Genomic DNA, 12138 nt, shown 5'->3' on the forward strand with positions numbered 1-12138 from the left:
GCCTCCAGGTGAGGCACAATGCCAGCGCCCCGTGACCGGTCGTCGCGGGGCCACCGGACCGACGACGACCGAAACGGGGAACGACGATGACGTACCCGCCCCAGGGCAGCGGAGAGCACGAGGACCCGGACCGGCACGCGACGCAGCCGGCGCCGTCCTTCGAGCGGCCACAGCAGCCGGTCCAGCAGCCGGTCCAGCAGCCGCCCGCCGCGCCGTGGCAGGGACCCACGCGGCCGTACGGCCAGGCCTCGCAGTCCTACGGCGAGCCGTCGTCGCCGGCGTCCCAGCCTTCCTACGGGCAGCCTTCCCACGGGCAGCCTCCGTACGGGCAGCCTCCGCACGGGCAGCTTCCGCACGGGCAGCCTCCGCACGGGCAGCCTGCGTACGGGCAGCCGCAGTACGGCCCGCCCTCGTACGGCCGGTCGCCGTCCGTCCAGCCCTACGGTCAGCCGCAGTCCGGCCAGCCGTGGCAGCAGCCCCCGGCCCCGCCGCAGAAGTCGAAGGTCGGGCTGATCGCGGCGGTCACCGCCGTCATCCTGCTCGTGATCGCCGGGGTGGTGGTCGGCGTTCTGACGCTGCAGTCCACGGTGCTCGACCCGGCAGCGGTCGAGCGCGACGTGGCGGCGCAGTTCGAGGAGCGCGAGGGCGTTCCGATCGACCTGAGCTGCGACGAGGAGATGACCGTCGACTCGGGCAAGACCTACGAGTGCACGGGGACGACCGCCGACGGCGAGGACGTCACCCTGGAGATCCGCATCGAGGACGAGGACTCGGCCGCCTACACGTGGACCGAGCCCTGAGCCGTACCCGGATCCTCGCCGGTGCAGGGGTCGCCCTCGTCAGCCTTGCCGCCGCCCTGGCCGTCGTCGCCTGGCTGCTCCGGCAGCCGCAGGACCTGGACGCCGCAGAGGTCGAGCGCGACGTCGCCGCCCAGTTCCAGGCCGAGCACGGCGTGGCCGTCGACCTGGACTGCCCGGACGAGATGCCGACCGGCTCCGGCGAGGTGCACCCGTGCGACGGTGTCACCCCTGACGGGGACGAGGTGTACGTCGAGATCCAGATCGCGGACCCGGAGGAGGAGTTCGACTACCGCTGGTGGACGTCCTTCCCCCGTTAGTCCAGCCGGACCGCCTCGGCGGACCAGCCCAGGGCCGCGCCGAGCCGCTTGACCGACGACTCCAGCCCGTGCTCGGCCGCGAGCTCGACCAGCGCAACGGGATCGGCGGGCGCCTCGGGCAGGTGGCCCTCGACCGGTGGCAGGTCGATGTCCTTGGCGACGGCGACGACGACGGGTGCGGCGTCGAGGTAGGCCGACGCCGCGTGCATCTTCTTCAGCACCGCGGCGGTGAGCGGCGGCTTGGCCACCACGGTCCGCGCGACCGCCTCGCGGATCCCGGCGAGGCTGCCGAACTCGTTGATCAGCGCCGCCGCGGTCTTGGCGCCGACCCCGGCCACACCGGGCAGGCCGTCGCTGGGGTCGCCGCGGAGGACGGCGAAGTCGGCGTAGGCCCGGCCCGGGATGCCGTACTTGGCGGTCACGACGGCCTCGTCGACGGTCTCGATGTCGGCGATGCCGCGGGCGGTGTAGAGCACGCGGATGCCGGCCGCGTCGTCCACCAGCTGGAACAGGTCGCGGTCACCGGTGACGACGTCGACCGGGCGTCCGGCGCGGGTGGCGAGGGTGCCGATGACGTCGTCGGCCTCGTAGCCGGGTGCCCCGACGCGGTCGATCCCGGCGGCGGCCAGGACGTCGACCAGGATCGGCACCTGCGGGCTCAGCTCGTCGGGGACGGTCTCCTCCGACCCGTCCGGCGCCAGCCGGTGCGCCTTGTACGAGGGCAGGGCCTCGGTCCGGAAGGCCGGCCGCCAGTCGTCGTCCCAGCAGGCCACCAGCCGGTCCGGGCGGTGCGCGGACAGCAGCCGGGCGGTCATGTCGAGGAAGCCGCGGACGGCGTTGATCGGCCGGCCGTCGGGCGTGGTGATGCTGGTCGGGACGCCGTAGAAGGCACGGAAGTAGAGGCTGGCGGCGTCCAGGAGCATTGTCGTCACGGTGGCGGACGGTAGCGGTCCGGCGACGTGTGCGGAGATCGTCGTCCGCCCTGACTAGTCTGCGCCTGTGGCAACGGCTACCTCTTCGAGCGGTGAGCTCGTGACCATCGACCGCGTGCACGCCGCCCGGGAGATCGCCGAGGAGACAGGCGTCGACCTCCTGGTCCTCACGCCCGGGTCGGACCTGCGCTACCTGTGCGGCTACGACGCCCATGCGATGGAGCGGCTGACCGCGCTCGCGGTGCCGCGTCGCGGCGAGCCGTTCCTGGTCGTGCCGCGGCTGGAGGCGCCGATGGTGGAGGTGAGCCCCGCCGGCGGACTCGGTCTCGAGGTGCTCGCCTGGGACGAGACGGACGACGCCTTCGCCGTGCTGGCCGGGGCCGTCACCGCACGGCTGGGATCGGCGCCGGCACGGGTGGCGGTCGGCAACCGCACGTGGGCGGAGCACGCGCTGGGGGTGCAGCGGGCCCTCCCGGGTTCCGCGCTCGAGCTGGCCGCCCCGGTCGTCGACCGGCTGCGCATGGTGAAGTCGGCCGCCGAGATCGAGGAGCTGGCGTTCGCCGGCGCCGCGATCGACCGGGTGCACGCGCGGATGCACTCGATGCTGAAGGTGGGCCGGACGGAGGCCGAGGTCGGTGCCGACATCGCCCGGGCGATCCTCGAGGAGGGTCACGTGGGCGTGGACTTCACCATCGTGGGGTCCGGTCCCAACGGCGCCAGCCCGCACCACGAGCTCTCCGACCGGGTGGTCGAGGCCGGGGACGTCGTCGTGGTCGACATCGGCGGCGAGACGGCGACCGGCTACCGGTCGGACTGCACGCGGACCTACGTCGTCGGCGGACCGCCGAGCCCGGCCGTCGCCGAGTGGTACGCGGTGCTCCAGACCGCCCAGGCGGCGTCGAGCGCTGCCGTCCGCCCAGGGGTGACCGCCGAGGCGATCGACGCGGCCGCCCGGGACGTGATCGACCAGGCCGGTTGGGGGAAGCACTTCATCCACCGGACCGGCCACGGCATCGGCCTCGACACCCACGAGGCGCCCTACATCGTCGCGGGGAACGACATCCCGCTGGTGCCGGGCATGGCGTTCTCCGTCGAGCCGGGCATCTACCTGGCCGGCGAGTGCGGCGCCCGCATCGAGGACATCGTCGTCTGCACCGAGGACGGCGTCCGCACGCTCAACGAGGGCCCGCGTGAGCTCGTCGAACTCCCCGGCTGAGCCGGGCGGCGAGGCGCCGGCTGCCAGGGACGTCGACCGTGCGCTGCTGGCTGCCCTCGCCCGTGACGGGCGCGCCAGTTACACCGACCTCGCGGAGCGGGTCGGTCTGTCGGTGTCCGCGGTGCACCAGCGGGTGCGGCGCCTGGAGCAGCGCGGTCTGATCACCGGCTACCGGGCGATGCTGCAGCCCAAGGCGCTCGGCCTGCCGCTGACGGCGTTCGTGTCGATCACGCCGATCGACGTCGCCCAGCCCGACGACGCCCCCGCACGGCTGGCCCACCTCAGCGCGATCGAGGAGTGCCACTCGGTCGCCGGGGTGGAGAGCTACATCCTCAAGGTGCGGGTGGCGTCGCCCGACGGCCTCGAGGCGCTGCTGCAGGAGATCCGGGCGGCGGCCAACGTCACCACGCGGACGACGGTGGTGCTGTCCACGTTCTACGAGGACCGCCCGCCGATCTGAGAGGTCCCCGTTCTGGATGACCAACCGGCTGGCCAATCCCGTGCTGCGCCGGCTGCCGGGCACCCGCCTGGGACGGCGGCTCGGCCGGCGGCTGACGGTCAGTGGCAGAACCTGCGCACGCCCGCCGAGGTGGACCTGTGGCTGGCGGGGGAGCGCCGGCACGCCCGCGCCGTGGCGGTGGTCGGTTCGGAGCGGCGGCCGAGGCACGACGAGGGCTGGTCGCCTACCTGTCGCAGACATCCGCCGCCGTTCGCGCGTTCGGGCTGCGCTCGCTCACCGACACCCATGCGCTCGCGGGCCCACGAAGTCGTGCTGGTGCGCGCCGACCTCGTTCCCGACCCGGACGCGGTGGCCTGACCGATGATTCATCCGCGCCGTGCGGGTCTGAACGCCGAATACCGACTCCCGGGAGATTGACGCGATGCGGAAGCTGGCCTTCGCCATGAACGTGAGCCTGGACGGCTACACCGCCGCGCCCGGCGACGACCTCGGTTGGAGCGTCCCGAGCGACGAGCTGTTCCAGTACTGGTCCGACCGGGTGGGAGCGACCGGCCTGGCGCTGTACGGGCGCAGGGTGTGGGAGGGGATGAGCTCCCATTGGCCGACGGCCGACCAGCAGCCGGACGCCACACCGGCGCACGTCGAGTACGCCCGTCGTTGGCGGGAGATGCCGAAGGTGGTGTTCTCCTCCACGATCCGCAGGGTCGACGGGAACGCCCGCCTGGTCAGCAGCGACGCGGTCGCGGAGATCACCCGGCTCAAGGCCGAGGACGGCGGCCCGATGGACATCGTCGGCTCCACGCTCGCTGCGGCGGCGATGCGGGCCGGGCTGATCGACGAGTACGTGCTGGTCACTGCGCCGGTGCTGGTCGGCGGCGGCACGCCGTTCTTCACGGCTCTGGACGAGTGGGTGGACCTGCGGCTGGTCGAGACCCGGACGTTCCCCGACGGCGTGCTCCTGACCAGGTACGAGACCAGGCGCTGACCGCCAACCGCAGGTCGTTGGCCTGCGCACTGGACATCGCTTCGAACGTGTGTTCGTATCGAAGGCATGCGGTGGGATGCGCAGCGGCTGGACGTCGACGATCCGACGACGTTGCCCGGCATGCCGAGCATCCGGGGCTTGCTGCGCAGCGTTCAGGTGCCGGAGTTCCCGGGCGTCACGTTCCACGAGGTGCGGGCGAAGAGCGCGCTGAACCACGTGCCCGGCGAATCGGCGATGCCATTCCCGTACACCATCAATCCGTACCGCGGATGCATCCATTCCTGCGTCTACTGCCTGTCCGGGGACACGCAGGTCCTGCTGGCGGACGGCTCGCAGAGGAAGATCGCCGACCTTCGTGTCGGTGATCGCATCATCGGTACCGAACAGCGAGGGAGATATCGGCACTACGTCGAGACGGACGTCCTCGCACACTGGTCGACGGTGAAGGAGGCGTACCGAGTCACGCTCGGGGACGGAACTCGACTCGTCGCGAGCGGGGACCACCGTTTCCTGACCGGGCGCGGCTGGAAGCACGTCACCGGCGCGATGAGCGGGGCCGATCAGCGGCCGTACCTGACCACCAACGACAAGATGCTGGGCTTCGGCCGAACCGTCGCCTCGCTCGAGCCGTGCGACCAGTACCGCCGCGGTTACCTCACCGGCATGGTGCGCGGCGACGCCAATCTCAAGGTGTACCGATACCAGAGTGCCGGCCGCGCACATGGAGACGTCCACCGGTTCCGCCTGGCCCTGGCCGACGTGGAGGGTCTGCAGCGCACCCACGACTACCTGGCGCTGGAAGGCGTCGCGACCGACTGGTTCGACTTCACGGCGGCGACGGACAAGCGCCGGGCCGTGACAGCGATCCGAACGTCATCCGCGGCGTCAGTTGCACGTATCGGCGAGCTGATCCAGTGGCCGGACGCACCGACCGAGGCCTGGCAGCGAGGGTTCCTCGCCGGCATCTTCGATGCCGAGGGCAGTCGAAGCCAAGGCGTCCTCCGGATTTCCAACACCGATGGCGACATCCTCGGACAGGCGTCTGCTGCGCTGCAGCGCTTCGGATTCGATGTGGCGCGCGAAGACCTGCGGCTGGCGAACGGCCTGATCTCGCTGCGGGTGCGCGGCGGCCTGCGCGAGCACATGCGCTTCGTGCACCTGGTCGACCCGGCAATCCGTCGGAAGTGCCAGGTCGCCGGAACAGCGGTGAAGAGCGACGCCGATCTACGTGTGACCAGCATCGAGCCGCTCGGCATCGAGATGCCGATGTTCGACATCACCACTGGCACGGGCGACTTCATCGCCAACGGGGTGATCAGCCACAACTGCTTCGCCCGGCGGACCCATGAATGGTTGGAGTTCGATTCCGGGCAGGACTTCGACACGCAGATCGTCGTCAAGACGAACCTCGTCGAGGTGCTGCGCCGTGAGCTGGCCCGTCCGTCCTGGACGCGGGAGCATGTGGCGCTCGGCACGAACACCGATCCGTATCAGCGGGCCGAGGGCCGCTACCGGTTGATGCCCGGTGTCATCCGGGCGCTGGCCGACTCCGGCACGCCGTTCTCGATCCTGACGAAAGGCACCTTGCTGCGGCGGGACATCCCGCTGCTGGCTTCGGTCTCGACGGATGTGCCGGTCGGGCTGGGGATCTCCATGGCGATCTGGGACGACGCCCTGCACGAGGCGCTCGAGCCAGGGGTCCCCACACCCCGCGCGCGGCTGGACGTCGTGAAGGCGGCGACGGACGCCGGCCTGCCATGCGGGGTCTTCCTCGCTCCGGTTCTGCCCGGCCTCACCGACGACGTCGAGTCGCTCGACGCGGCGCTGGCCGCGACCGCCACGGCGGGCGCCACGGGGGTCACGGTCATCCCGCTGCACCTGCGCCCCGGGGCGCGGGAGTGGTTCATGGCCTGGCTGCGCCGGGAACACCCGAGCCTGGTCCCGCGGTACGAGCAGATGTACGCCCGCCGCGCATACGTGTCCGCCGAGTACCGCACCTGGCTCCAGCAGCGCGTGACGCCCTTGCTGCGACGGCACGGGCTCGACCGCCAGTCCGGCGGCACTGCCCGTGGCGCGTCCGACCCCGGCACGGCAGGCGTGCCCGGCGACGAGGAGGCTCGCTTCCCGGAGGGCAGCCTTCCCACCGGCGGCCTGCCGGGCGTCCGGCCCAAGGGCGAACTCCCGGCGCATGCCCAGGTCGAGCCGGCCGCCGCGTGCGCGGAGCAGCTCTCCTTGCTCTAGGTCGGGCGTGTCAACCGGCCAGGCGCGGCGTCCGTGAGATCCGTGCGTGGGCGCGGGCGGCGCGGACGACTCCGCGCGGGGACACCGGTGGCGCTCCGTCGGCCAGCGCCAGCCGGCGGTAGGAGTCGTAGGAGAGCTCGCGATAGGCCAGCGCCAGCGCTTCGGCGTGCTCCCGCTGCGACGGCGGAGCCGTGGCCCGAAGGTGCTGCGCCGTGCGCCTGGCGTGCTTGGCGAACGTGGTCTGCAGCGCCTGGTTCGACAACCGGCCGCCGATCTGCGAGTCGAAGCCGGGCCCGCGGCGCAGCGCCGGCAGCACCCACGCGCTCGCGGCCAGGGCGGGGAAGCGCGAGCGCACCGCTTCCCAGGCGTGCCAGGCGGTCAGCGCACCCGGCACCGTCCAGTCGCCGTCGTCGGTGGAGATCAGGAGCCGGCGGGTAGTAGCCCGTACCTGGTCGCGACGCAGTGACCGGAACGACGCGATCGGCGCCGGCCAGCCCAGGGCGATGGCGCACCAGGCGACCGCCCGCAGGTGCTCCGGGTCCTCGCTGCGGATCTGCGTGAGGGCCCGGAGGTCCAGCTCCGGCGGGTCCGGCTCGGGCGTCGGCGCGGCCGGCAGCGCGATCCCGCCGTAGCGGGCGACCTTGCTGTACAGCGCCACCGTCGCCGGCTTCCAGCCCCGCGCCGCGGCCAACGGTTCGAGCCCCGTCTCGCCCAACTGCTCCGGCCCCAGGCCTAGCTCGAGTGCGGCCTCCCCGAGCCGGCGCCACTGGGCCTCGTAGCCCGGAGGGGCATCCAACCGCCGCCAGGCGCGGGCCGGCGGCGGGGCCGGCATGTCGGGCAGCGGCTGCTGCCATCCACCTCGCATGACGGAACACTACCGTTATCCCCAACATCAAGTCGCCCCGATTTCGGCGTCACCTGCCGAAGACAAGGCCCGCCGCCCTCCGGGCGGCATCGCAATAATCGCGGGAGCCGGCGGTGCGGTTGCAGGGTGACGAGGGGGAGCAGCGGGACCGCAGGGTCCCGGTCTGGGCGATTGCGAGTTGGGGATAACGGTTCCTCCCCGATGTCCGCCCAGGCGGCTCGCAGGCTCACCGGCTAGATTCCGCCCATGTACACGGCCAGCTGGCGGGACGTCGTCCGCCCGGACCTCTTCGGGAAGACCCCGGTCCGGCGCGACCGCCCCTACCGGTTCGTCATCCGCGCCTGCCTGGTGGTGTTCCGGCTCTTCGGCTTCCGCTTCGACGTCCGCGGTGCCGAGCACGTGCCGCCAGCGGCGGCGCGATCATCTGCAGCAACCACGTCAGCTTCTTCGACTTCACCTTCCTGGGCCTGGGCGCCCTGCCGCAGCACCGCCTCGTCCGGTTCATGGCGAAGGCCGCCGTCTTCGACCACTGGTTCGCCGGCAGGTTCATGCGGGCGATGCAGCACATCCCCGTCGACCGCACGGCCGGCGCCGCCGCGTTCGACCTGGCCGTCCGCGCGCTCAAGGACGGCGAGGTCGTCGGCGTCTTCCCGGAGGCGACGATCAGCCGCAGCTTCACCGTCAAGGACCTCAAGGCCGGCGCCCCGCGCATGGCCGTCCAGGCCGGCGTCCCGATCATCCCGGCGGCCGTCTGGGGCGGGCAGCGCGTGGCGACCAAGGGACACAAGGTGCAGTGGCGCCGCGGCACCCCGGTGCTGGTGCTCCTCGGCGAGCCGATCGTCGCCGAGCCGGGGGAGAAGCCCCAGGCCCTGCTCCGGCGCACCCGCGCGGCGATGGAGGCGCTGCTGGACGAGGCCCAGCGGACCTACCCCGAGCAGCCGTCCGGGCCGGAGGACCGCTGGTGGCTCCCCGTCCACCTCGGCGGCACCGCGCCGACGCCCGAGGAGGCCGCTGTCGCCGACGCCGTCCGCGCCGCCGGCAAGGGGCCCAAGGTCGTCAAGAAGTCGCCGCTCGCCCGCCTCAAGGGCCTGGTCGCCCGCCGCTGAGTTCCAGACCGCGGTGTGCGCTCCACAGCTGCCCCGCGCGATCGGCCGCCTCCGTCACCAGCGCCGCCAGCTCCGGGCGGTCGGGCACGCGGAACGAGACGTACGCGCCTCGCCCGCCGGCGACCGGCCGGCCGTAGGCCTTGGCGGCGAGATGCCCGTCCGGCAGCAGCCGCACGTTGCGGGTCGTCAGGAGAAATTCCTCGCCGCGACGGACCTCGGTCCACCGGAGCGGCTCGGGGACCGCCACGTTGACCGCCAGCGCGGTCACCTCGGCCGCGTCGGTGCTCCCGCGGTGACCGCTGCGACCACCCGCCGCGTGCCCTCGGCCCCTTCCGGCGCGGGCAGCAGCGGGTACACGTGCAGCGCGCCCTCGACGACCTCGATCTCCACCTCGGCGCCTGCCTTGCGCGCGGCCGCGACGAAGTCGGTGGAGTCGGGCAGGCAGAGCTCGCGGGTCCCGACCAGCACGGTCGTCGGCGGCAGGCCCTCCAGTGGGCCGTTGCCCGGGCTCAGGCGGGGCGCCGTCGGGTCGTCGCCGTCCGCCCACGCCGCCGCCGCCTCGTGCAGCCCCGGCGTCGCCAGCCACGGGTCCTCGATGGTCGCGAGGTCCGGGTGGCTCAGGGTCAGGTCCAGCCACGGCGAGATCAGCACCACCCGGCTCAGGTGCGGATCGCCGATCAGCTCCTGCGCGAGGCCGAGCGCCAGCCCGCCGCCGGCGGAGTCGCCGACCAGCGCGATGCCCTCCTCCGGGTTCTCCGCCGCCAGCTGCGCGTAGACCTCGTGCGCGAACGCGTAGGCCTCCCGGTAGCTGTGCTGCGGCGCCAGGCCGTACAGCGGCACCTCCACCCGCACGCCGGCATCGGCCAGCCGCCCGATCAGCGCCCAGTGCTGCGGCGTGATGCCGGCGATGTACGCCCCGCCGTGCAGGTACACCGCGGCACGTCCCGACCCGGTGCGCGGGCGGACCGTCCACACCGGGAACCCGCCCACGGTCCGCTGCGTCACCTCGTGCCGGGCGGTCAGCTTCCGGGGCGGCGGCGCCTCGACCTTCGGCTGCGCGATCCGGCGTCGTCCCCTCTCCGCAGTCGCGAAGGCGCGCTTGCGCGTCGCCCGGAGCACCAGCCCCACCGCGGACATCTGCCAGCTCATTAGGTCAGTCCACCATGGCCGGCGCCATGAGCCGGAAGGCCTCCAGCTCGACGTCGTACCAGCGGCGCAGCCGCCCCAGCGGCTGCATGCCGAGGCGGGCGCAGACAGCGAGGGACGCGGCGTTCCCCGGGCGGACGACGGCGTAGACCTCGGGCAGCCCGGCGTCGAAGCCGCGGTCGATCACCGCCCGCGCCGCCTCCGTGGCGTAGCCGCGGTGCCAGGAATCCGGGTGCAGGTGCCAGCCGACCTCGATCTCACCCACCCCGTTGGGCAGCGGCTTGAACAGCACCGTGCCCGCCACCGTCCCGTCGGCGCACTCGATCGCCCAGCACCCGTGCCGGTCGTCGAGCCGGGACACGGTCGCCCAGCGCTCCACGAGCTCCGCCGGTGGCACCGTCGGCGTCCCACCCAGCCACCGGCTGACCTCGTCGCGGCTGTAGAGGTCGGTCAGCCGGGCGAGGTCCGCGGCGGACGCCGTCCACGCGCGCAGGCGCAGCCGGGCGGTCCGCAGCTCCTCCATCGCCGGTGCCTACCCCCGCGCCGGGGGAGGACCACACGGGTCCGGAGGACGGATCAGACGATCAGGTCGGCCACCGACGCGGCACGGGACGACGCCGCCTTCTTCTCGGCCGCCACCGGGTCGACGTTCCGCTCGGCCCACCACGCCCGACCGCTCTCCGGCAGCGTGTGGATCGGGTCGTAGTAGGTGTAGCGCCGGTCCAGCGCCGCCTCGTCGCCGGCCTCGATCCCGGTGCGGTAGTTCTTCGTCCAGTAGCTGATGCCGCGCTCGCGGTCGTACTCGGCGACCTGGTGCACCCAGCGCTTACCGACATAGGGCACGTCGCACACGATCCGCGGCGTCGCGAACCCCGGCAGGTACCCCATGATGTCGTGCTGCAGCGTCTGGGCCTCGGCCAGGGAGAGCCGCCAGTGCTCGGCGCTGGGGATCATGTCGCACATGTAGAAGTAGTACGGCGTGATGGAGGCCCCGTCCTGCAGCGCGAAGCAGAGGTCGAGCAGCTGGGGTGCCGTCGCGTTGGCCCCCGCAGCAGGACGCCCTGGTTGCGGACGTCGCGGACCCCGGCCTCGAGCATCGCCCTCGCGGCCTCGGCCACCAAGGGCGTCACCGACTGGGCGGCGTTCACGTGCGTGTGCACGGCCAGGGAGACACCGCGGGAGCGGGCGGTCGCGGCGAGCCGGCCCATGCCCTCGACGACGTCGTCCTGGAGCCAGTGCTGGGGAAGACCCATCAGTGCCTTGGACGCCAGGCGGATGTCCCGGACCGACTCGATCTCCAGCAGGCCGGCGACGAACGCCTCGAGGTTCTTGAACGGCAGGTTGGCCACGTCGCCGCCGGAGACGACGACGTCCCGCACACCGGGGGTGGCGCGCAGGTACTCGAGCATGGCGGTCTGCCGGTCGACCGGCTTGAGCTCGAACTTCAGCTTCGGGACGGCGGGCGTCGAGTTGCCGACCAGGTCCATGCGGGTGCAGTGGCCGCAGTACTGGGGGCAGGTCGACAGCAGCTCGGCCAGCACCTTGGTGGGGTAGCGGTGGGTCAGCCCCTCGACCGCCCACATCTCGTGCTCGTGCAGCGAGTCACGCGCCGCGTACGGGTGGCTGGCCGCGGCGCCGGCCAGCCGGTCCGACGCCACCGGCAGCATGTACCGGCGCACCGGGTCGGCGAGCATCGCCGCGGTCGACGGCACCTCCGAGGGCACCATCGTGTTCAGCATCTGCGGCGGCAGCAGCAGCGACATCGTCGCCCGGCCGGCCTGGTCGGCCTCGACGTCGGCGTAGAAGGACTCGTCGAGCAGGTCGCCGTACACGCCGCGCAGCTGGCGGAGGTTCTTCACGCAGTTGACGCGCTGCCACTGGGCGCTGCGCCACTGCTCGTCGGTCACATCGGCGAATCCGGGCAGCCGACGCCAGTCCGGCTCGACGAGTGGGCGCGCCGAGTACTCATAGGGCTGTTCCAGCACGGTGGCTACCTCCGGGTCTCCGCAACACGGGTGACCTTACGGGAGAATCTTCGGTCAAGTAGGCCTCACGCGCTAGGTTCTCCTG

General features: G+C 72.7%; 14 protein-coding genes. 7 read left to right on the forward strand and 7 right to left on the reverse strand.

Annotated features, from left to right (window positions below):
• Positions 1 to 86: 86 nt before the first annotated feature.
• Both MVA48_RS03795 and MVA48_RS03800 read left to right on the forward strand, forming a co-directional pair.
• Positions 87 to 800 (forward strand): DUF4333 domain-containing protein, encoded by a 714-nt coding sequence (locus tag MVA48_RS03795; protein ID WP_246985991.1) that lies wholly within the window; start codon positions 87 to 89, stop codon positions 798 to 800.
• On the forward strand, positions 785 to 1117 hold the full coding sequence (locus MVA48_RS03800) for a DUF4333 domain-containing protein (RefSeq protein ID WP_246985992.1): 333 nt from the start codon (positions 785 to 787) through the stop codon (positions 1115 to 1117). Before MVA48_RS03795 ends, MVA48_RS03800 begins: the two co-directional genes overlap by 16 nt.
• On the opposite strand, the gene MVA48_RS03805 is transcribed toward MVA48_RS03800, so the two are convergent.
• Complete coding sequence (locus tag MVA48_RS03805) at positions 1114 to 2040, reverse strand: 5'-3' exonuclease (protein ID WP_246989054.1); 927 nt, start codon at positions 2038 to 2040, stop codon at positions 1114 to 1116. The two genes, MVA48_RS03800 and MVA48_RS03805, sit on opposite strands and share 4 nt — an antisense overlap.
• Before the next feature lie 109 nt (positions 2041 to 2149).
• On the opposite strand from MVA48_RS03805, the gene MVA48_RS03810 reads away from it, so the two are divergent.
• From MVA48_RS03810 to MVA48_RS03825, 4 genes are all read left to right on the forward strand, one after another.
• Complete coding sequence (locus tag MVA48_RS03810) at positions 2150 to 3265, forward strand: M24 family metallopeptidase (protein WP_246985994.1); 1116 nt, start codon at positions 2150 to 2152, stop codon at positions 3263 to 3265.
• Positions 3240 to 3725 (forward strand): Lrp/AsnC family transcriptional regulator, encoded by a 486-nt coding sequence (locus tag MVA48_RS03815; protein WP_246985996.1) that lies wholly within the window; start codon positions 3240 to 3242, stop codon positions 3723 to 3725. Before MVA48_RS03810 ends, MVA48_RS03815 begins: the two co-directional genes overlap by 26 nt.
• Positions 3726 to 4146: 421 nt before the next feature.
• Entirely contained in the window at positions 4147 to 4710 is a 564-nt protein-coding gene (locus MVA48_RS03820) for a dihydrofolate reductase family protein (RefSeq protein WP_246985998.1), read from the forward strand.
• Between the two features lie 66 nt (positions 4711 to 4776).
• Positions 4777 to 6951 (forward strand): intein-containing Rv2578c family radical SAM protein, encoded by a 2175-nt coding sequence (locus MVA48_RS03825; RefSeq protein WP_246986001.1) that lies wholly within the window; start codon positions 4777 to 4779, stop codon positions 6949 to 6951.
• Positions 6952 to 6961: 10 nt separating this feature from the next.
• Here MVA48_RS03825 and MVA48_RS03830 read toward each other — a convergent pair whose 3' ends face one another.
• Complete coding sequence (locus MVA48_RS03830) at positions 6962 to 7816, reverse strand: hypothetical protein (RefSeq protein ID WP_246986002.1); 855 nt, start codon at positions 7814 to 7816, stop codon at positions 6962 to 6964.
• Positions 7817 to 8277: 461 nt separating this feature from the next.
• On the opposite strand from MVA48_RS03830, the gene MVA48_RS03835 reads away from it, so the two are divergent.
• Positions 8278 to 8922, forward strand: a complete 645-nt coding sequence (locus MVA48_RS03835) for a lysophospholipid acyltransferase family protein (protein WP_371821215.1) — start codon at positions 8278 to 8280, stop codon at positions 8920 to 8922.
• Here the strand turns inward: MVA48_RS03835 and MVA48_RS03840 are convergent.
• From MVA48_RS03840 to MVA48_RS03860, 5 genes are read right to left on the reverse strand one after another with little or no spacing between them, the layout of a single operon-like run.
• Positions 8897 to 9190 carry a hypothetical protein gene (locus tag MVA48_RS03840; RefSeq protein ID WP_246986004.1) on the reverse strand — a complete coding sequence of 98 codons (294 nt, stop codon included), beginning with the start codon at positions 9188 to 9190 and terminating at the stop codon, positions 8897 to 8899. The two genes, MVA48_RS03835 and MVA48_RS03840, sit on opposite strands and share 26 nt — an antisense overlap.
• Positions 9187 to 10071: an alpha/beta hydrolase gene (locus tag MVA48_RS03845; protein ID WP_246986006.1), complete on the reverse strand. Its 885-nt coding sequence runs from the start codon at positions 10069 to 10071 to the stop codon at positions 9187 to 9189. The genes MVA48_RS03840 and MVA48_RS03845 overlap by 4 nt, the downstream gene beginning before the upstream one ends.
• A gap of 4 nt (positions 10072 to 10075) precedes the next feature.
• A complete protein-coding gene (locus MVA48_RS03850) occupies positions 10076 to 10591 on the reverse strand; it encodes a GNAT family N-acetyltransferase (protein WP_246986008.1) in 516 nt (171 codons plus the stop codon).
• 53 nt (positions 10592 to 10644) lie between these two features.
• A complete protein-coding gene (locus MVA48_RS03855; protein ID WP_246986010.1) occupies positions 10645 to 11031 on the reverse strand; it encodes a hypothetical protein in 387 nt (128 codons plus the stop codon).
• Positions 11019 to 12053, reverse strand: a complete 1035-nt coding sequence (locus tag MVA48_RS03860) for a KamA family radical SAM protein (RefSeq protein WP_246986013.1) — start codon at positions 12051 to 12053, stop codon at positions 11019 to 11021. The genes MVA48_RS03855 and MVA48_RS03860 overlap by 13 nt, the downstream gene beginning before the upstream one ends.
• Positions 12054 to 12138: the final 85 nt, after the last annotated feature.

Origin of the sequence: Blastococcus sp. PRF04-17 (genome assembly GCF_023016265.1) — a bacterium.
In the GTDB taxonomy this organism is placed as follows: domain Bacteria; phylum Actinomycetota; class Actinomycetes; order Mycobacteriales; family Geodermatophilaceae; genus Blastococcus_B.